Origin of the sequence: Sphingobacterium cellulitidis, from assembly GCF_043187465.1 — a bacterium.
GTDB classification, from domain to species: domain Bacteria; phylum Bacteroidota; class Bacteroidia; order Sphingobacteriales; family Sphingobacteriaceae; genus Sphingobacterium; species Sphingobacterium cellulitidis.
In genome coordinates, this window is the sequence record NZ_CP171136.1 from 3,571,612 (window position 1) to 3,594,071 (window position 22,460).

A 22,460-nucleotide genomic window follows, 5' to 3' on the forward strand; every position below is an offset into this window, starting at 1 on the left:
AGATCTAAACAATAATTATCTGAAAGATACAGTTTAATCTCGTATCTTTGCAACTTAAATAAAAATCTTAAGGGTATATTATGAACTTTGTAGAAGAACTACGCTGGAGAGGCATGCTTCAAGACATCATGCCAGGAACAGAAGAATTGTTAAACAAAGAACAAGTAGCGGGTTATATCGGCTTCGACCCGACAGGCGATTCTCTACATGTTGGTCATTTAACTCAAATCATGACTTTAATCCACTTTCAACACGCGGGTCACAAACCTATCGCGTTAGTAGGTGGTGCTACAGGTATGATCGGAGACCCTTCATTCAAATCAGCTGAACGTAATCTTCTTGATGAAGCTACGTTAGCTCACAATGTCGCTTCTTTAAAACACCAACTGACAAAATTCTTAACTTTTGGCGAAGGTGAAACAGATGCGAAAATGGTGAACAACTTCGATTGGTTCAAAGAATTTAGTTTCTTGGACTTTATCCGCGATGTTGGTAAGCTGATTACCGTGAATTATATGATGGCCAAAGATTCTGTAAAGAAACGTTTGGAAGGCGAAAATGGGCTTTCCTTCACTGAGTTCTCCTATCAATTAATTCAAGGGTATGACTTCTATTATCTTTGGAAAAACCAGAACTGTAAAATCCAAATGGGTGGTTCGGACCAATGGGGTAACATCGTGACTGGAAGTGAAATCGTAAGAAGACTTGAACAAGGAAATGTTTTCGGGTTAACAACTCAATTAATCAAAAAATCAGATGGCCAAAAATTCGGTAAAACCGAATCTGGTGCCGTATGGTTGGACGCTAAGAAAACTTCTCCGTATAAATATTATCAATTCTGGTTGAATGCTACGGATGATGACGCGAAAAACTGGATCAAAATCTTCACCTTAAAACCTAAGGAAGAAATTGATGCGATCATCGCTGAACATGATGCAGCTCCTCATTTAAGAATCGTCCAAAAAGCTTTAGCAAAAGACATTACTACGCGTACGCACTCTGAATTAGATTACGATACAGCTGTAAAAACCTCTGAATTCCTTTTCGGAAATGGGGACCTGTCTTTCTTGGCTAATTTAGACCATGATGCTGTATTGGAAGTGTTTGATGGTGTACCTCAATTTAATTTAGACAAAGCTAAATTAGCTGAAGGAATCAATATCCTTGACCTATTAGCTGTAGATACGCAAGTATTCTCTTCGAAAGGTGAAGCTAGAAAAATGCTTCAAGGTGGTGGCGTTTCATTGAACCGCGAAAAATTAAATGATATTGAATTGCTTATCAATACTGACCAACTAATCAACGGCAAGTATCTTATCGCTCAACGCGGTAAAAAGAATTACTACCTGATTACAGTAGCATAAAGCAGTAATAAATAAAAGGAAAGCCCGTAACAATGTTACGGGCTTTCTTATTATTATGATATTTTACATTTCCAATTTGCGATACTTCAATACCCTTCCTTCATCCTCTTGGCTAGAATATACTACTATCGAATAAACGGAGCGGTCTTTTCCATCCAACGGGATTTCTATGCTTTCATATTTCTTATCAGGAGAGGACACCCTAAACTTAAAATTTACTTTTGATGAAAATTCGTTCGACCCAAAAACACGATTATCAAAGTTTGATGTGTACTTGGTTGATAGGTAATCAAAATCCAGTTTTAACTTTGAATCTGTCACTAAATTGATAATCCGAACTCTCATTAAACCAGCATCAGGCTTTATCATATCATCTTCGGTAACTACTGGCTGGTTATTCTTTCCAAAAAAGAAATATGTATAAATTTTAGTGCTTTCAAATTTTTTATCTGCCGAAAAAAAGACCTGATTATCTAAATTCTTTAGCTCTAGTTTCCGATTACCTGGAAAAACCGTACGATGATTTAAATAGCCGCCGATACTGAAATCCTCATTCGTCTTATTGATTAATTTTCCATCAACAAAGAATTGCAAATTATCAGGACCTTCAATTGCATTAAAGGCTGCAAGCCCAGAAAAATCATGCGTAGATTCAAGATTGGATAACGAATCGTCATCTTTCGAACATCCTTGAAAGATTAGTCCTATACAAATCGCTAATATCCCTAGTAAATTTTTATTTCTTCGAAACATACTTCATAAAATTCTTTATATTCAAACATACAACGAAATTGGAGAGCTTATTGCTACAGCTCATTAGATTTCAATCCAATGAAAACTTGCTCTTCTTTGAAAGGATTGAGAAAGGCTAAATTTTTATGGGTTATGAAACGCAGGGCTAATCTCATTCAATGGATTCCTGAAAGTTTTTTTTTAAGTTTGTACTAACGTAAATCACGTCATAATTAATTAATGGCTAAATTAAATACTTTTAAAAACGGTAGTAGTAGCACTGGGACCAAGAAGACGAAGAACACTACCATTTCTTATCAAAAAAGAGCAAAAACCAAATCTTTTGACCAATTCAACTTTTCTGAAGGTCAAAGAAAAGCTCTTAAAATAGTAGGCTTATTCCTCTTATTGCTCGCTGGACTCTTCACCGTTGCATTTGTTTCTTATTTGTTCACTTGGCAATCGGATCAAAGTTATATCGCACAAAGCAATGGCGGATGGAGTACGCTATTGCAAACTTCCGAAGAAATTCACGACGAAACAATTGATACCCCTATCGTTCAAAATAAATTAGGAAAATTTGGAGCTTTACTCGCTAATCAATTTATTTATGAATGGTTTGGAGTAGCCTCTTTCTTATTTATTTTGGTCTTGTTCATTATCGGTTACAAATTCTTGTACAAAAGATCTATCCTTCCTGTTTGGAAAACCGTATTATACTCATTGATTGCTATTATTATCCTATCAATAACCCTTGGATTTGCGCAGGATTTTATCTCAAATACACCGCACATCCTTGAAGGTAAATTTGGATTCTGGACCAACCAAATCTTAAAGAACCAAATCGGTACGGTCGGAACTGGTGGACTTCTCGTATTTATATTCTTAACAGCACTTGTATTACTCTATAATTATGACCTAAGGTTCTCTTTCCAATCTTCTAAAAAACAATTGGAAGATGAAGAAGAGGAATTTGAAGGTGATGAAAGCAATTACACAACAGTAAACAATACTCTAAAAGTTAATAAACAACAAAATGTTGCTTCTGACACTTATGCATTGCCTGATGAAGAGGAAGAAGATGAAATTGGAAGTGTTGATTTTAAAACAGAATCTAAAGACGACAGCCCGGTATCTTTGCCGTTGAATGTGAATACTATAAAACCAAATACTGATTTTGTCAATCAGGAACAGGAAATCGAACTCAGTATTGATCCACCTCCTGCCAAGGTCAAAAAATCAGAGGAGGTAGTTGAACCTGAATTAACCGTGGAACGGGTAATTGAAGAAAAACCAATCTCAGCAAATGATTTAGTCGAGAAATTCGGTGAATATGACCCAAAATTGGATCTATCAGGTTATAAATATCCTAGCCTGGATTTATTGAAAGACTATGGAACTGGTAAAATCACCATTAACCAACAAGAATTAGAGGCCAACAAAAATAGAATTGTTGAAACCTTAAGAAACTATAGTATCGAGATTGAACATATTAAAGCGACTATTGGTCCAACAGTGACCTTATATGAAATTATCCCGAAACCGGGAGTTCGTATCTCTAAAATCAAGAATCTTGAGGATGATATCGCCTTGAGTTTAGCAGCTTTGGGTATTCGTATTATTGCCCCAATGCCTGGAAAAGGGACAATTGGTATTGAAGTACCAAACTCCTCCCCTGAAATGGTATCCATGCGTTCAATCCTGGCAACTGAAAAATATCAGAAATCAGATATGGACCTTCCTATTGCACTTGGAAAAACCATTTCCAATGAGGTTTATATTGCAGACTTGGCTAAAATGCCACACTTATTGGTAGCAGGTGCGACAGGTCAAGGTAAATCAGTTGGTATCAATGCCATTTTAACTTCTTTGCTTTATAAAAAGCACCCCGCAGAATTAAAATTCGTCTTGGTCGATCCGAAAAAAGTCGAATTATCGCTGTTCAAAAAAATTGAAAGACATTTCTTGGCTAAACTTCCAAACGAAGATGAGCCAATTATTACTGATACAAAGAAAGTAATCAACACCTTAAATTCCTTGTGTATTGAAATGGATCAACGTTATGATTTGTTAAAAAATGCCCAAGTAAGGAATTTAAAGGAATATAATGTAAAATTTATCAATCGTCGATTAAACCCTGAGGAGGGTCATCGATTCTTACCATTTATAGTTCTTATAATTGATGAGTTTGCCGATTTGATCATGACTGCCGGTAAGGAAGTAGAAACTCCTATCGCTCGTCTTGCTCAGTTAGCCCGTGCCGTAGGTATTCACTTGGTCATTGCTACACAAAGACCTTCCGTAAATATTATTACGGGTACAATCAAAGCTAACTTCCCAGCTCGACTTGCATTTAGAGTACTCTCTAAAACCGACTCAAGAACAATTTTGGATAGCGGTGGTGCCGACCAATTGATTGGTCGCGGGGATATGTTGCTCGCAACAGGTAGCGACTTGATCCGTATTCAATGTGCTTTTGTCGATACTCCGGAAGTAGACGAAATCTCTGATTTCATTGGTTCGCAAAGGGGTTACCCATCTGCATTCCTATTGCCAGAATACATTGATGAAAATGGCGATGGTTCAGGATTAGCGGATTTCGACATGGACGATAGAGATCAGCTATTCGAAGACGCTGCAAGGCTTATTGTCATGCATCAACAAGGCTCAACATCATTAATTCAGCGTAAACTAAAACTTGGTTACAACCGCGCTGGAAGAATCATCGATCAATTGGAAGCTGCAGGTATTGTGGGTCCTTTTGAAGGTAGTAAAGCACGCGAGGTGCTATACCCCGATGAATATTCATTGGAACAGTTTTTGGAAACATTAAGAAAAGATTAATAAATGATGATGAGATCTATGCTTTTATTTGTTGCCCTTTTTAGTGCAACACTTACTTTTGGACAAAATAACTCCGCCAAAAAAATCTTGGACGAGGTATCAAAAAAATACGATGGTTACCAAACCATCCAGTCTGATTTTACCTTTAAGGCAGCTCAGGCAAACGGTGAAAACTATACAGATAAAGGTCAATTGTTTTTAAATAAACCCGCTAATCAGTATAAAATCGCCCTCCCTACTCAGGATTTAATTTCTGATGGTAAATCTACTTGGTCGGTACTGAAAGAAGATAAAGAAGTGCAAGTGTCAGAAGCTGACAATTCTGGTCAAGCTATCGGTCCGAACAACATATTTACTTTCTATAAATCTGGATACAAATATGTGAGCTCTTCAAATGATTCTGACGGTGCTGCCGGAAAATTAACGGCAGTTGATCTTACCCCAGAAGACACAAAGAGCAACTACTCGAAAATTCAGGTAAGAATTAACAAAAATAAACATATCCATGATGTGACTATTTTTGACAAATCCGGTGCAAAATACACTTATACAATCAATGCATTGTATGTGAATAATCCAATTGCCGGATCTACCTTCCAATTCAATAAAGGAAAATATCCTGGATTTGAAGTGGTGGACTTACGTTAAAAAACCAAAATATCATATAAGTAAAAGGCGAGTCATCGGGGATGATGCTCGCCTTTTTTAATAAACCTAATTTAAACCAAAGACTATCTTTTTTGTACCTGAATAAGCAAGTTTAATCGCCCTCCAGGTGCTGCATCTCCATTTACATACCAATCCAGTGGATCGTCCTTCATCATATTATCGGACCACTTAAATTCCATTGAATAGCCCTCCTTGGACATGCCTATATCTGAAACCGGAACTTTTATCAATAGGGCATTCCCCTTTTCTTCAAATTCCAGCAATTTATCATCCTCCCAAAATCCATCAACACACTTCTGCAATTGATTCCCTCGAATTACTCGATAATCATATCCATGCCATCCTGTTTTATTATTATTGTCCGAATTTAACCATAGCGTCATCCAATTATCTGTTTTTGTCGTAGACAATGGATTAACTGTCTCCACATAGAATCCTAAAACTCGATCGGTGGCACTTACCTTTATATTCTTAATATCATTCCGACCTGATTCATTGACATATTGAACCTTTGGCTCGGTCTGTGCTCCAGGATGGTTTCTATGGAGAACATCTCCCACATAATCCACATACAGATCTTTTACTTTGTTCCAGGAATGTATTGCCGGTATTTCCTTCGTTTTTTCAATAACAGGGACTTCATCGGTTCCCTTGTATCGACGAATGTTGGAAATCATCTGCATATAATAATTATCCTTTAAGCCCGATGTCCAGGTAGGCTCTATATCCCGACTATACTCCGGACTCGCCTGATCCACAAAATGCGCTTGATCTTTATGTTCATCTGTTCTTTGCCATTTTCCAGCTATCCACTCATTCCAACCGGTAATAAATACAAATGGAACATCTTGCTTCAATGCAAAATCCCATTGCTCTTGAATGTTATAGCCATAATAAATATCCTTATCTGGATTACCTGCTGAATTATTTCGATAACTACGCCCCCAGTTTCCAGATTTTCCATAGAAAGCTGATCCACCCATGGACGCATCTAAATTAGGATGCTGTGAAGCCGAAACATTCACGATTTCTTTTTCCCCACGATTGTTCTTATATACCTTCTGCGGTCTTTGAAACTCTATCCAGGGCCAACCATCAACCTTCTCCGGTTCATTGGGCCACTGGGACTCGCGAATTGTAAAAAAACTCTCATAATCCCGACCTTTCGCCTCCTTGGATAAGCCAATAATCAAAGGCTTTCCATCCAGAAAGTACCAACTATCTTTTTGAGGATCTGAAACCGCCGGAGAATAAAAGGTATCATAGATTTCCTGCATCGCATCCCCGGATTTTGTATTCGTATAAAAAACAATTTTCGGAGCCTTTTTACCTTGATCCATTAAGGTCTTCATGGCACCTAATAACGATTTTACTTGTTTTGTGTAAGTCAACCTGTTCGTTGCATCGATGACCAGAAAATCCACATCGGCATCTGCCAATAACTGCATGTTCTTCAGGTGAACCCATTGATCATCTCCTCTATAATATCCATAAATTGGTTCTCCCCAAAAATAGTATCGACCAGCACCAGCAGAACCTCCACCCCAGTTTTTATGATGAAAATCATGATAAACCTCGGGATGATCCTGATATAATTTCGTCAGGTCCCAATGTGTTTCTGAGGTCGGTGACCCTGAATCTCCCTGCCATAAAAAATAAAATATCCCTACCTGTTTTCCTTCTTTCTTAGCACCAACCACATCTTGAAGTGGTAATTTACGGCCAAGATCATCCGTGCCCGAAAAACTTTGTCCCTGTAGGCTTTGCTGAACCCCAAATAATAAAATTGCCGAATAAAGTATATTAACGTATTTAAAACGCATTTGATTTAGGTTTTAATTGATAGACTGAAAGATTGTAAACATTATTTTGCCGTATAAACAAAATTAAAACGACCCGATGGAGCTGTATCTCCATTTACATAGAAATCCATAATATTGCCGTTTTCCTGCATATTATCATTCCATTTAAATTCCATATCCACCGGTTTCCCTGAAAGTCCAAGTACTTCCCTAGGAATGCCAATCTCCAATTGTTTGGATGACAGCTTGAATGGCGCTTGATGAACTTCCTGCCATTCCCATCTTCCTCCAACATTCTTTTCTACAATAACCTTATTACTCCTTGGGCTTTGTCGGTTTATGATATAATCATATCCATTCCATCCCGTGCTTTTATCCCGATCGATATCGATGAACAGCATCATCCAGTTGGGATCACTTGATTTTGTCAATGCCGCAGCGGTTTCTACATAAAAATATAGCTGATTATTATCCCTCGCGACTTTTGCTTCAACAATATCATTCCTACCGGTAGTATTGGTATAGTATTCACTATATCTTCCACGATGGTCTCGATGCATAGTATTCCCTTTATAATGTTTGAATACAGGCAAAACATCATTCCAATCTGCTTTTTGACCTAATTTGATGGATTTTGCCGCTGATACCTGTTGCATTGGTTCCATACCTTTAAACTTTCGCACATTATCAATTAACTGCAGATAATAAACATCTCCTTTATCACCCCAACCTTTGTTGGGTTCAATATCCCGACTATGTTCCCAGTCAAATTGATCTACAAAAGAAAATGGATCCCCAGTCCAGCTATCTTTCGGCAACCACTGTCCAGCGATATATTCATTCCAGCCAGTTACAAAAACTAATTCCGGATCCAATTCAAATGCCCGATCCCATTGTTCTTGAAAATTCCAACCATATAAATAACCATCGACCCGAGGATCAAATCCATTTCTTTTGCTATAGCTTCTGCCGTAGGTTCCTTCTAAATTAAAAGCACTGCAATGTCCTTCTGTGGAAGGTCCCGCATTTTGAGCTACTCCAACTGTAACTTGTTCGAATTGACCATTCCCATTCGAAATATAGCCATGCTGCGGATAATTTTCTAACCAGCCCCATTGATCTTTTCGTGTTGGACCATCTACATAGTCAGGCTGACCCGGTCGGAAGGTGAAAAAGGAAGCTATCTCTGCATCAATACCAGTTTTCTCTAGATTATCAGGGTATGCCATAATACAGGGTTTCCCTTTCCACATAAACCATAAATCTTGGTATCGACCCGGCTGATAGACATCCTTATAAAGTTGTCTTAATGAAACTGCCGAATGTGGAACAGGTCCAAATGGTAACAAAAAGGCAATCTTTGGAACATTAACCCCATCTGCCTTCGCCTGTGACCAGGTTTTTAATAATGCTTCATAAGATTCCTGCCAGGTTAAACTACCATTGGTACAATCAAAAAATACAACATCTACCCCTGCATCAGCCAACATCTCCGCATGCTTTCGAAGAACCCAGGGATCGGTAGTTTTATAGTATCCAAATAATGGCTCCTCCCAGAAAAAAAAGCCGGGCTTTTTATCTCCCCAAGCAAAATGATTGTAATCCTTCATCGATTCAGGGTATTGACGAACTATATTCGTGATATTCTTGACCCCATAATTTACATCATCATTCCCTTGATGCCAGGTCCAATAGAACATGGCAACTGTTTTATCTTTCTTTGTTCCAGCTTCTTTTTGATCTACTGCTTTTCGACCCAAGGCATCTGTGAATGCCCATTGGTCGCTACTGATAAAGGGAACTTGCTGCGCATGAACACCCACAATCAGAAATAAAAATGCTGCTGGTATTATGTTTTTTAATTTAATCATGTTTCATCTTGTAATTAATCTAACCAACCTGGATTCTGCCAGTTTTCACCGGTCAATTGAAAAATTTTATTAACCTCAATTTGCTCTATGGGATACAATAAAAATTTATCCACTGAACTTCCTCGATTTCTGAATTTGAACCGATTATATTGCAATCCATCAGCATTCTTGACAATTCGCATTCCTGTAATAAACCTATCCGTTTGAGCTAAGATCTTCCATCTGCGAACATCAAAGAATCGATGTTCTTCAAATGCCAATTCTATCCTTCGTTCATTTCTATATTTTAATTCAAAGGCTTCCTTGCTCAAACCTGCTTTTATCTCTGGCATATCTACTCGCTTCCGAATTATATTTAAGGCTTCTCGCGCACTTAATCCTAAATTCGAATCATTGACTTTTACATCAGCACCCACAGATTGGTAGGCTGCCTCTGCAAAATTCAAATACAACTCTGCCAATCGGAAGATACGAACTGCACCATCAGAATTATTACTAGTTCCTGATCTATAGTTATTGTATTTCCTCAGGTAGTAGCCAGTTCGGGTGAACCGTCTATCAGTGGTCGAAATCCCTTGTTTACCACCTACAAATGTTTCCACCTGTTCAGCTTGTAAATCCCTTAGGGAACCATTAAAATAAATGGAAGAATAGAACCGTGGATCTCGATTTTTGTAAGGATCTTTAGGATCGTATCCTGAAGCGGTATTGATGATCGGCTGTAAATGATCGGCATCTGAATAACCCAGAATTGCAGGTTCCCCATTCGCCATCTCATAACTGTCTACTAATTCCTGCGATGGATTCGGCCCTGCTCTTTCCATACCTGGATTCGTAGGCAAGCCTGCAGTTCTCCAGACCTGAAGCTGATTCCCTAACTGATAAATGGTTTCTTTATCTACCGCTCGCTTATCATTCGAAGAGGTGATAAAATACAGGTCATAGGGATTCATCGCTATATCTGCATCTGGTTCTATATCAAATAATTTATAATCATTTGCCAAACAGGTGGCCAAGGCTTCGGCGGTAATTTTGGTAGCATCCGCCCAGGTATAGGTCCCATCCGAAAATAATGGACTTGCAGCATAGGTCACCGCTTGGGATTTGATCGCATAGGCTATTGCACGCGTCATCTTCCCAAATTGATTATCATAAATTGCCCATGGAAATCCATCTCTCGTATTGGGAACTTTTAATGCTTCATCACAATCCTTAAGGATAAAGGTGACAACCTCCGAAAAGCTTGATTTCTTATCTTTAGAAAAATCATGGTCGATCGCCAATGGCTCTTCAAAAATGGGCACTGAATTAAATCTTTTGATCAGTTGCAAATAATAAAATGCTCTCAATGTTCTTGCTTGCGCAATCCACCCATTTTTCTCTTCGTCGCCCACATAAACCGTAGCAGTCTGGATTTCTTTTAGGAACACATTACACTTTCGTATGCCTTCATATAATTGAGTCCAAGGATTGCCATCAGGAGAATAGGTCCCAAAGGAATTGGTCGTGATATTTCCTCCATACCACATGATATATTGAGAACCATCGATAACATCATCGGCATCCTGTGCTTCATCGGTAAAGGATGATCGAGTAATATTGGGTAATGGCGCATGACCATAACATGAATTTAAATACCCACGGGTCCGATTATAATCACTAAAGACCTGGTCCATGCTGATCCTACCATCACTAGGCAGATCCAATTGCTTGTTACAGGAACTCATTCCCGCAATTAGAACCAGTGAGTAAAATATTTTCTTATGTAGTTTCATAATAATTCGCTCTTATTGATTGATATTTTATTAGATCGCTATAGCATTAAATTAACACCAAAGCTGTACACACGGTAAACTGGGAAGCCCATATAGCCTGGTCCCTCTGGACCAAAATCCTTCGTCTTCATCTTGTCCCAGGTAAATAGGTTCTGTCCAGAAAGAACGATCCGAATTTGATCAAAACCAATAAACCTAGTTTTGTCCCTTTGTAAGGTGTACCCTAATTCTACATTGCGTAGTCTCAAATAGGTTTTATTAAAATTCACAAAGTCACTTCCCTCATGATTGACAGATTTCTCAGTCGATAAGGCTGGCCAAGTAATCTCTTCATTATTTGCATAGCGCTCTGCGGTCCAGGCATGCTGATGCAAGGATGAATATAGCCCTCCATTGGAAGTCTCCCATATCCCATTACCAGTCATGATCCCCGAATATTTCCCTATTCCTTGGAAAATAAAATTCATATCAAAGGCTGCATATTTAATCCCTCCGGCAAATGAATAAGTCACCTTCGGAATGACACCACTTCCTATAGGACCTAAATCGCGTTCATCAATAGTACCATCTGAATTCAAATCTTGGTATCGTAGATCCCCAGGTCTGATTTCACCAAATCCATAGGTCAGACCAGAAGCATCAATCTCTGCTTGCGAATTAAAGAAACCATTACCCTGACTGTAGTCTACTAAATAACCAAACTCCTGCCCAAGCGAATATCCTTCCTCACGCTTTCTGTAGGCAAAATCCGCCGTCCGCTCTGCCTCATTCCAACTCACAATTTTATTGTCATTCTTGGAGAACATCCCTTGCACATAAAATGAAGTCTTTGCATTGATAATTCGATCATATCTCAAACTCAATTCATAGCCCTTATTATCAAATATGCCCTCATTGATCCTTGGGTAATTACTCAATGGAATTCCTTGATAGGAAGGAATCGTTGAAACTGCTCCAACAATCATGTTTTCCATTCGTTCCTTGAAAATATCGCCACTAAAGGTGATCGAGTTAAATAATCCTAAATCAACCCCAAAATTTGTTTTCGTGGAAACCTCAGCTTGGATATTGGGATTTCCGGTTTGATTTTCAACAACCAGATATTGTAAATAACCCAATGGTCCACCCGAATGCACCACAATCTGATCTAAATAGGCATACCGTTGCAATCCACTTTGATCATTAGCAGTTTTACCCCATGAACCCCTGAACTTCAACAGACTTAACCAATCCTTGCTTCCTTCCAAAAAGGATTCATTGGACGCAATCCAACTGGCTCCAAATGCTGGCGTAAATAAATACCGATGGGCTCTGGAATATTGTTCCGATCCTGAATATCCAAATACTGCTTTCAGCATATATCGGTTATCGTAATTGTACTCAGCTTGTGCTCCCGTACTTAATCTTTTATAAGGCAATAATTCTGGCGCATTGGTATTGGCCTTGGTCAGGTCTTGAAACAATCCATAGGCAGAAGCAAGAATATTATGCTTTCCGAAACTTCTGGAATAATCCAACTGCCCTTTATAGGTTAAATGATAATAATAGGAATGACCTTTATTAAACCCTAGAGGTGAATTCTGCTCCTCCCCTTTTTTGGTGAACTCCAATTTATCCCAATTTTCGGATCGCATATACCGTTCAAAACTCTGCGTATTACTTAAGCTTCCTACAGAATTCGTCTGATAGGCAAAAACACCCGATAATTTAAGCCCTTCTGTTAAAAAACTCATATCTAGATTCAGCCCAAACTGTGAACTGATATTCGTTACGGTATGATTGATATAGCCAGACCGATTTAATATTCCATAGGTTGGATTATTGATCCGATCAGTAGTTACCACCTGTCCCCCAGGAATCATAACTTCCCCAGTTTGCGGATCCAGTATCTCTGGAGTCAGTGGACCATATGTTGTTGGCGGCATCAAAAACATACTACCATAAACACCTTCATTGGATCCTCCGCCAGGAACTCTTTCCCGTTTCACATTTCCGCTCAACCTTAAATATCCACTCAGGTAATTATTGAATTGTACATCAACATTAGAGCGATAATTTACCCATACATTCTTCGGATTAGGATTATACTCCTTGGTATCTGTATTGAAGTATCCCCCCTGATGCATAAAGTTTAGATTTGAAAAATAGGTGATTTTATCATTTCCTCCTGTCACATTCACCCCTACCCTTTGCATGGAAGCAAAGTCCTTAAAATACTTATCATACCAGTTATTGCTTGGGTATAATTCCGGCGAATCCCCAGATTGATAATGATTGATCGTGTTTTCTGAAAATTGACTAAAAGGTCCTAATCCGTCATTTACTCCAGCCTGGTTGCTTAATTCTGCATACTGTAAAGAATTTAGCATCAAAGGCTTTGTTGTAACTTGTTGAAAGGATTGATCTAATCGCGCTTTTATTTCAACATCTCCTTTCTTTCCTCGTTTTGTTTTAACAACGATTACACCGTTGGCCCCTTGAATCCCATAAATTGCTTGGGTTGAGGCATCTTTTAATATATTGATGGACTCAATTTCATTGGGTGAGATATATTCTAAAGATTGACCACTGTTATAGGAAGTCGGAATTCCATCGATAATCACTAATGGGTCTCCTTTTCTAGCTGCTGATACCCCCCGAATGAACAAGTCGGTATTCACTCTGGATAATTCTGAAAAGGTCTCCTGAGTCGTTAATCCTGCTAATCTTCCAGCAAAGGTTTGACTTAAATTGGCCACCGGATGTCGTTCCAACTCTGAACCACTAACCGATGATACTGCTCCTGTCAGGTTTCTAAAAGTGGTCGTGGTATAGCCCAGATCAATGACCTTATCCAACTCATGGTTATCCTTCAAGAGTAAAATAACCAAATCCTCCCGCTCAGGTTCAAGATCTACCTCTATACTATGGTATCCCTCTAGCTCGAAGCGTACCTTTTGCTTGGAACTATCGGTTTTCAAAACAAAATTACCATCAAAATCACTGGATGTTCCGCTCCTTGTTGAAACGGAAGTAATTATGACATCCTTTAATGGCTTTTGAAATTCATCAACCACAATCCCTATTATTTCTGCATTCTGCTCTTGTGCTTTGACGTAAATATTGATTGACATCAGGAAAATCAGCAAGAGGTTTATTTTCCAATATTTTTGAATTGTCTTCATTTTTTCTGATTTCTAAATTCTACCATCCAGGGTTTTGCCAATTTTCACCAGTAATTGATTTCAATCGGTTGGCCTCTTCCAATGGAATAGGTAACCAAAGAAATCTATTGGTATAATTACGTCTTTCCACATCACGAATCAGACGACGAGCATAGGTATAAGTACCATCTGCCTTTCTACTAATATTCGCAGCTGTTAACCAACGATCCGTTTTTGAAAGGTCTGCTTGTGGACTTGCCCATCTGCGAACATCAAAATATCGGTTCTCCTCAAAGGCCAATTCCACTCTTCGTTCATGACGTACTCTGAGAATTAATTGCTCCTTATTCAAGCCGGCTGGAATATCCGGCATGCCAACACGTTTCCTGATTTCATTGACCGCCGCACGGGCTTCATCCAAATGACCTGCCTCCGCTGCTGCCTCCGCAAAATTTAAAATCACCTCGCCTAAACGAAATAACTTTGTATTCGCTCCTCCTACCGGATTATTCGTTGCCGAATTCGGGTGTAAAAACTTTCTTTGATAATATCCCGTACGCGTAGCTTTACGAACGGTTCGATTAATCCCCGTTTGCGGCTCTCCTTCGTAGGTTGCAATGATCCGAGTCCTCGCACCAATAGCTGCCGGATAATTCTCGGGGGATTCCTTCACCTCCGCAAAATTCCAAAATGCATAGCGCTTCGATCCGTTATAGTATATGCTCGCATAAAATCGTGGATCTCGGTTAGCATAGGGGTCATTGGGATTGTAGGTCTTATTATTCTTATTATAATTCGGCTGAAGATGCTTTTCATCCAGATATGGATTACTTAAATCCAATACTGTTTGCCCATCAATGGTTTCATAAGCATCAACCATTTCTTGGGTTGGACAGGTACCTGTTTTATAACCATCTTGAGAACCTATCCCATCAATATTCCAAATATTACCCTGACCTTCCCGACTTTGCCAAATCGTTTCCTTATCAATCCGAGTACCTGAAAATTGCATTCCTTGGGTAAAGTATTCGTTATATAAAGATGCTTTTTCATTATTTTCAGGACCAATAAAGGAGATATCTGAAAGATAGGTCTGCGGATAGTTGACCTTATTGTACAGCTCATAGCCATGGCTGCGAAGATTCTCTAAGGATTTTTTATTGATCTGATAGGCTTCTTCCCACAAGTTTTTCCCATCATTGTTCAATGGACTGGCAGCAAATAAGATCATCTTGGATTTTATTGCCTCAGCCACGGATTTCGTAATCCGATGTTGTTCTCCAGCATCGGTAATGGTCCAAGGTAATTCTGCGGTTGCCAGCGCAGCATCACAATCCTCAATGATGAATTTTACCAATTCATAATAGGTCGGCTTTTCTGTTCCAGAAAAATCAGCATCGAACTCCATCGGTTCACGCATAATCGGCAAGGATGCTCCATACCATTTCAATAATTCATGATAGTAATAGGCTCTTAACAGGTGTGCTTCTGCTTTCCATCTCTTGCGATCGCTTTCACTATTTACTTGTGCGGCATCAATATTCTTGATCATCACTGCACAATTTCTGATGCCTGACCAGTAGCGATTCCAATAATTACCATTGCCCCCATCTTCATGAACATTCACAATTGGATGATTGGCAGAGGATGCATCTCCATTATAAAGCCTGCCTGACATCAAGGTTGGTTCAGACTCCGCGTCCGTATCCCAAGCTTCATCACTCCATACCACCGGACCCCGCATCCAGAAAAAATATCGAGTCCCCTTCACTGGAATCTGATTATAACAGCTATTCAGAAATGCCGCTACCTTCAGATTATCCTGAAAGATCTCATCGATAGAAAAATATCCATCCGGAGCCATATCTAGCTCCTTATTACATGAACTTACTCCCGCAACCAATGCGCTGGCAAGAATTATCCTACTTATATATCTTTTGATTCTAAATTTCATAACCCAAAAATTAAAATGAAACATTGACGCCCATATTCAACATCTTGGTCACCGGATATCCAATCGGATCAACATTCTCCGGATCCAAATGGTCCATCGGAAGTTTATCCCATAAGAAAAGATTGTGACCACTCACATAAACCCGAAATGCATTTACTCCAATTGGTTGTAGTAACCTTGCAGGTAAGGTATAGGCAAGCTCAATATTTCGTAGTCGTAAATAGGATCTATTCATAATGAAGAAATCATTATTTACATGGTTCGTATTGCTCTGTGTACTTAATGCTGGATAGGTAATTTCCTCCCCATTTGCGAAACGCTCTGCGGTCCATGCCGTTTTATGATAGCCAAAATAGGTCCCGCGATAAGTGTTTTCATAAACCCCTTGTGTACCTCCCCAAGGACTCGCATAGCGACCAACTCCTTGGAAAAATACCGAAGCATCAAATCCCGCATAAGAAACAGTCAATCCAAATCCATAGGTTATTCCAGGAATCGATGAAGCATGTAAGGGTACTTGATCCTTGTCATCCACAACACCATCCTCATTCAAATCCGTATATTTAAAATATCCTACACGTGGAACCCCAAATCCATAACTGGTTGTAGCTAAATAATCATCTAACTCCTGCTGACTATTGAACATTCCATTTCCATTACTATAATCAATCTTATATCCGAATGATTGGCCTAGTGGAAATCCAGTTTGTCTATAGCGATGAATATAGCTTTCATCCCGGATGGGCTCATCCATAAACTTAACCATGTTCTTGTTTTCACCATAATTACCATTGAAAGTCAAATGAAGCTTATCTGTAAGAGTTTTCTTATAACTTAGCTCAACTTCAAATCCTTTATTATTTACTATTCCCATATTTACCCTTGGAATATTTCCTAAAGGAACCCCTTGAAAAGATGGTACAGATTGACGCTGAATCAGAATTTGACTGCGATCTTCGATGTAATAATCAAAAGCAACATTCAGATCATTGAATAAACTTAGGTCTACCCCATAGTTTTGCTTTTTCGCTAGCTCCCAAGTGACGTAAGGATTACCAATCAATCCCTGAACAATCCCTTGGCCTGCGGTTGAGTTACTTCCCGGAATAGTCGCCAAACTACCCAAAGGACCAGCTCCTAAATAATTCTTGGTTTGATAAAGGAATCGCGTGCCCCCCATTTGATCATTTCCAACTTCTCCATAGGATGCCCTTAGTTTCAAATTGTTCAACCAATCCGTTTTAGGCATAAAACTCTCGTTGCTCACAATCCAACCAACTGAAAATGCTGGAAAAAAACCAAAGCGCTTCGTTGGTGAAAATTGTTCGGATCCATTATAACCCATATTAACCTCAGCTAAGTATCGATTATCATATCCATAGGTAAAACGCCCCGCTACACCAATCACATTGAATGGGAAATCTCCTGCCGTTGTTTCCCAATAATCCCGTTGAGCCAAAATCATCGCGCCAACATCATGTTTTTCCGAAAAAGTCCGGTTGTAGTTGATGGTTCCCTGAAGATTGATATTATACCTTGAATCTGCACCTTTCGCCAAACTCAATAACTCTTCCTCCGAACGCTTCACAGCATAAGTCATAGAATTGCTCTCTGGAACAATCTCCGCTAAGTAAAGACGCTCTCTTTTATAACCTTGTGCAGCAGTGGTGGCCTTCGTATCGTAGGAAACCATCCCCTTTACACTCAAGCCTTTCACAAACTTGTCCAAGGAGATATCAATCCCTAAGGATGAATTCAAATTCGACCTTACCTCATTTCTATACCCCATTCTATTCATGATCTCGAAGGCAGATCGGTCCATATATCCTGGATCAACAATTTGTCCCGGCGCAACCCCGAAACCATCAATGGTCACTGGTCCCGGTGTAATAGGCAAAATAGATTGGGCCTGATAAATTAAATCCCGCATCATCCAATTGGTATCTCCACCGTATAAACCTGCAGATGGCATATTCACCTGCTCTATATAAGTTCCGATATTTAAAAAGGATTTGACATACTGACTGATGTTATAGTCTAGATTCGAGCGGAAGTTATACCGTCTTAACCAGGAAGAAGGATCATAGCCTAATTGATCCTTGGGCTCCGTATTCAGATTCCCACCCTGTCTTAAAAATGCTCCATTGACAAAATAATTCACCTTTTCTGTACCTCCAGAACCATTGATATTTAATCTCGTCTGAGGCGTATTTTTTGAAATAAACTCTCGGTAATAATCATGATCCGGATACATGTAATTTAAAACCAAAGCCTTTTGCTCATAATCGGGATCATTGCGATCCAAACCTGCTAAAGGATTGCTGTAGCGGTCAATAATCTCCTGCGTAAAAGCAGGTTCTAGTCCATCATTGATGGAGGCTTGGTTTCTAAGATTTAGGTATTCCAAGGAAGTTAATCTTTCTGGCTCACGAGTAAAGGAGGTCCAACTTTGGTCTAAACTCGCATTCAGATCCATTTTTCCTATTTTTCCTCTTTTCGTCGTAATCAATACAACGCCGTTCGCTCCGCGAACCCCAAAAACCGCCGTTGCAGAGGCATCTTTCAACACGGTTACAGTCTCGACCTCGTTGGCATCTAAGGTCCGGATATTGTCCCTCGGAACTCCATCGATTAAGATTAATGGAGTCTGCCCATTGGTGGTTGCAGCACCACGTAAAAACATGGTTGCATCATCCCGACCGGGTTGTCCACCACCACGTTGCATCGCCGATAAGCCCGGTAAGCGACCTGCTAATGCTACCGCTAAACTCGCAGAAGGTGTTTTCTTCAGCTCTTCACTGCTAACACTCGACACCGCCCCAGTTACGGATAACTTCTTCTGTTGTCCGTAGGCAACGACCACAACTTCATCAATGTCTTCTCCTTGTTTTAATAATTCAACATCAATACTCTTGGATTCACTTACTGCAACACGTTGATTCTGATACCCTAATAGGGAAAAGGTCAAAGTGCCCGCCTTAGGAACTTCAATGGAAAATTTCCCTTGATCATCTGTGGAAGTAGCGATATTGCTGTTTAAAAATCGAATAGTTACTCCCACTAAAACTTCTTTTGTTTCAGTGTCCCGGATAGTACCTTCAATTTGAATGCTGGTTTGGGCGTAGAGTTGGTTTCCTTGAATAAACAAGAAAAGCAAAATACCCAATGATCTGATAAAAGATCTTTTTCGAAAAGCCGTTCCTTTCATCTTGTAAAGGTTAGTTAGTTATAGGTGTAGTATATAATTTCTCGCTAAAACAAAATGAAAAGAAATACTTAATTTCCTGAGATGTTTTGGGGAAGGATTAAGTTGAAGTGATTCAAGTTGTTTTTAACGACTAGCAATTGAAAAAAAGGAAATATTATCATTCCTAAATAACTTTCAAATCCTTCTGATTGCTATGGTTTATTAATTTGTTTTTCAATATCAAAAATAGACTTAACCTTATTAATATGCGTCCTGCACTATCCTGACTAGGTTTGTTGACTAAATTTCTTGAACAAAATCATCCATTCAGCCTTGCTAAATCAATTAACCAAAATTCAATTTCTCGGGATTTTAGCACACAAAAAAAAGCTACACTGTTGTGTAACTTTTTTATTTTTATTATTAACTAAATATGAAATTGAAAATTCTTCTATGCTCTATAAAATCGGAGTTCAATCAGGTTATTCGGAACAGGTAAGGAATTCCAATGTTTATGGATGACTAAGGCCGCACCTACCGCCGTAGCTTGGGCCATCGAAGCAGCATAAACCTCCACTTCCGGATATTCCCTAGCCAGTAAATTCATGTAGATAGAATTCTTACTAAATCCTCCATCCACAAAAACCCTGCTTACTGATCCTGACTTCATAATTAAATTGGTCGATTTGACCTGAGACTTCACCAAATGCAACATAAACGAATGATAGGCCTCTTTATAATCCGCAAATCTGCTCAAATCAATTTTTGAAAATGCAGATAACTCATCGGATAGGACATCCTTACTTAATGTATCAATCATGCTCCAATCAATTTCCATATTCCGGAACTTCGCCGTCGTCACCCCAAAATGATCAGCAATCCTTTTGGTCTGTACATCATGCTCATTCCCTGCGAATAATCGGGATGCCTTCACTGGATCCCCCGCATAAGAAAGGTAAAACAAACAATCCTGCTCCAATTCAGATTTGGTTAAAGAATCATGGTTGAATGGGTTTAAGGAGATACACCAGGTTCCTGTTGAAATTAGAACAAATGGTTCATGAAAATTCAACAAATAGGGAATCAGAGCGGAGGAACTGTCATGTAAACCAGATCCTATCAGAAATGTACTGCCAGGAAAATTTGCCGCAAATACCTCATCGGCCTGTACTATTGGAGCCAACTTTTCTTCAACCCCCGTATCTTTCACCCATTGATGATAAGCCTGTTTATTATAATCCCAAAGTGCCGTATGACATCCTATACTCGTTTGATCCGAATATAATTTTCCCGATAATAAGAAACTTAAATATTGGGGCAAATGTAAGGCACTATGTATTTCGGCAAATACCGATGGTCTTTCTTTTTTTACGCGATATAGTTGTAAGCCTGAATTCAAACTCCCTAAATCTGGGGAGGCTGTATCCAAGCTAAATTGCTCTAATCCACCATACTGATTATGCAGCTCATCTTTCAATGCCTGTGGATATTCCTTGAGATAATTATATAATGGCGTCAAGGGTTGGCCATCTTCCCGGATTAGGACAAAACTAGCGCCATAGGCCGTAAAATTGATTGCCTTAACCTCGTACTCCGTTTTCCTGAAAATCTCATGTAGGGAATCAAATACGGAAAGCCGAAGGCTCTCAATATTCTCACAGGGATCACCATCCTCATCCACTGTTTCTAAAAAGCGAGCCGATTTCTCAAATACAATTTGATAGTGCTCATCAAATAGAAACAACTTCTTATTGGTTTTGCCAACATCAAAAATGGCAACAACAGGTATACGCTTTTTTTGTCCCATTTATTTACGCTATAATCCAGTAGCCACTGAATTCTCTCCTCTTTCTTTTACTAATTGATCACGAACTGATAAATCCTCAAACAACTGCAATGGATCTAAGGCTGCACCGGCACGAAGTCTTGCCTCGGCAACAATCGGTCGAACATCTGTCCGAAAAGCATTTTGTAAAATATTCTGCGCTTTGACAATATCATTTTGCTTTTGCGCTGCCTTTAATGCTTCCCGATCGACCAATAATGCCTGTGCATAAGCGATCATAATCGCTTCTACCGATTGTAATAAGTCGACCAAAGGATCCTTTAGATTATGCGAGGCATCAATCATCCAACCTAAATCACTGACATGGTCCATTCCCCGAGCATCCATTCCTTCTACCAATTCATTAAAAATCAAGAACAATTGATAAGGTTTGATCGCACCGGCAGTTAGATCATCATCGGCATATTTGCTGTCGTTAAAATGAAAACCGCCTAATTTGCCTTCCATCAATAACAAAGAAACAATCTGCTCAATATTTGCATTGGGTAAATGATGTCCTAAGTCTACCAAGGTATAAGCTTTCGGTCCTAATTTACTAGCCAATAATAAGGATTGCCCCCAATCTCCAATCGTCATGGAGTAGAAAAAAGGTTCAAAGGCTTTGTATTCAACGAATAGCTTCCAATCCTCTGGAAGATGGGCATAAATTTCTTTCAAACTCTCCAAAGTATTCTGAAAAGCTTCTCGGAAGTTAAGTTGCCCCGGAAAGGATGATCCATCAGCTAACCAGACTGTCAAAGCCTTGGAGCCTAAGGCAATCCCATGATCTATCACTTCCTTATTATGTTCTACAGCTTGTTTTCGAACCTTTGGATCCACATGATGCAATGATCCATGCTTATAACTTAGCTCTTGATCTTTCTGATCTTGAAAGGTATTTGAATTTACCGCATCAAATTTTAAATCGAATGAAGCTGCTAAGTCTTTTATTTTTTGGGCATCTTGAGGGATATCCCAAGGAATATGTAAGGATATAGCACCACTTGATCTGTTCAAGGCATGCAATAAGCCTACATCTTCAATTTTCTCTTCTAAAGTCCCCGGTTCTCCACGGCCAGAAAACCTTCCAAAACGAGTCCCACCTGTACCTAATGCCCAACTAGGAATCGCAATTTGAAATTTCTCCAGCTTCGAAACTACCGACTCTATTCCCGGTAAATCTTCTTTTAAGAATTGGAAAGCTCGCTGATGCTTACTTTCCAACTTACTGTTATGCTTGTTAATCTGTTCTCTCTCTAATCTCATCGTATCTGCATTTTTTGTTTGCAACCAA

Annotated in this window: 12 protein-coding genes; 3 read left to right on the plus strand and 9 right to left on the minus strand. The window is 39.2% G+C overall.

All coding sequences use genetic code 11. The features are described from left to right. Positions 1 to 80 precede the first annotated feature (80 nt). Positions 81 to 1,364 (plus strand): tyrosine--tRNA ligase, encoded by a 1,284-nt coding sequence (gene tyrS / locus ACF3OC_RS15665; protein WP_094257784.1) that lies wholly within the window; start codon positions 81 to 83, stop codon positions 1,362 to 1,364. A gap of 63 nt (positions 1,365 to 1,427) precedes the next feature. Here the strand turns inward: tyrS and ACF3OC_RS15670 are convergent, their stop codons facing one another. Next, positions 1,428 to 2,117 carry a DUF4397 domain-containing protein gene (locus tag ACF3OC_RS15670; protein WP_392469779.1) on the minus strand — a complete coding sequence of 230 codons (690 nt, stop codon included), beginning with the start codon at positions 2,115 to 2,117 and terminating at the stop codon, positions 1,428 to 1,430. Positions 2,118 to 2,336: 219 nt separating this feature from the next. Between ACF3OC_RS15670 and ACF3OC_RS15675 the strand changes: the two genes are divergently transcribed. Together ACF3OC_RS15675 and ACF3OC_RS15680 are read left to right on the plus strand one after the other, a co-directional pair. Continuing rightward, entirely contained in the window at positions 2,337 to 4,940 is a 2,604-nt protein-coding gene (locus tag ACF3OC_RS15675; RefSeq protein ID WP_392469781.1) for a DNA translocase FtsK 4TM domain-containing protein, read from the plus strand. A gap of 3 nt (positions 4,941 to 4,943) precedes the next feature. Then, positions 4,944 to 5,588: an outer membrane lipoprotein carrier protein LolA gene (locus ACF3OC_RS15680; RefSeq protein ID WP_094257787.1), complete on the plus strand. Its 645-nt coding sequence runs from the start codon at positions 4,944 to 4,946 to the stop codon at positions 5,586 to 5,588. An 83-nt stretch (positions 5,589 to 5,671) separates the two neighbouring features. Here the strand turns inward: ACF3OC_RS15680 and ACF3OC_RS15685 are convergent, their stop codons facing one another. The 8 genes from ACF3OC_RS15685 to ACF3OC_RS15720 form a co-directional block, all read right to left on the minus strand. After that, on the minus strand, positions 5,672 to 7,432 hold the full coding sequence (locus ACF3OC_RS15685) for a hypothetical protein (protein ID WP_392469783.1): 1,761 nt from the start codon (positions 7,430 to 7,432) through the stop codon (positions 5,672 to 5,674). A gap of 41 nt (positions 7,433 to 7,473) precedes the next feature. Then, the gene (locus tag ACF3OC_RS15690; RefSeq protein WP_392469784.1) at positions 7,474 to 9,282 is read right to left on the minus strand and encodes a hypothetical protein; all 1,809 of its coding nucleotides are present in this window, start codon (positions 9,280 to 9,282) and stop codon (positions 7,474 to 7,476) included. A gap of 14 nt (positions 9,283 to 9,296) precedes the next feature. Beyond that, positions 9,297 to 11,057 (minus strand): RagB/SusD family nutrient uptake outer membrane protein, encoded by a 1,761-nt coding sequence (locus ACF3OC_RS15695; protein WP_392469786.1) that lies wholly within the window; start codon positions 11,055 to 11,057, stop codon positions 9,297 to 9,299. A 38-nt stretch (positions 11,058 to 11,095) separates the two neighbouring features. Continuing rightward, a complete protein-coding gene (locus tag ACF3OC_RS15700) occupies positions 11,096 to 14,221 on the minus strand; it encodes a SusC/RagA family TonB-linked outer membrane protein (protein WP_392469789.1) in 3,126 nt (1,041 codons plus the stop codon). Positions 14,222 to 14,240: 19 nt separating this feature from the next. Beyond that, complete coding sequence (locus ACF3OC_RS15705) at positions 14,241 to 16,154, minus strand: RagB/SusD family nutrient uptake outer membrane protein (protein WP_169715208.1); 1,914 nt, start codon at positions 16,152 to 16,154, stop codon at positions 14,241 to 14,243. A 10-nt stretch (positions 16,155 to 16,164) separates the two neighbouring features. Continuing rightward, the gene (locus ACF3OC_RS15710) at positions 16,165 to 19,362 is read right to left on the minus strand and encodes a SusC/RagA family TonB-linked outer membrane protein (RefSeq protein ID WP_392469791.1); all 3,198 of its coding nucleotides are present in this window, start codon (positions 19,360 to 19,362) and stop codon (positions 16,165 to 16,167) included. 430 nt (positions 19,363 to 19,792) lie between these two features. Continuing rightward, positions 19,793 to 21,148: an FGGY-family carbohydrate kinase gene (locus ACF3OC_RS15715; protein ID WP_392469793.1), complete on the minus strand. Its 1,356-nt coding sequence runs from the start codon at positions 21,146 to 21,148 to the stop codon at positions 19,793 to 19,795. A gap of 9 nt (positions 21,149 to 21,157) precedes the next feature. Next, the gene (locus ACF3OC_RS15720; RefSeq protein ID WP_392469794.1) at positions 21,158 to 22,432 is read right to left on the minus strand and encodes a TIM barrel protein; all 1,275 of its coding nucleotides are present in this window, start codon (positions 22,430 to 22,432) and stop codon (positions 21,158 to 21,160) included. Positions 22,433 to 22,460: the final 28 nt, after the last annotated feature.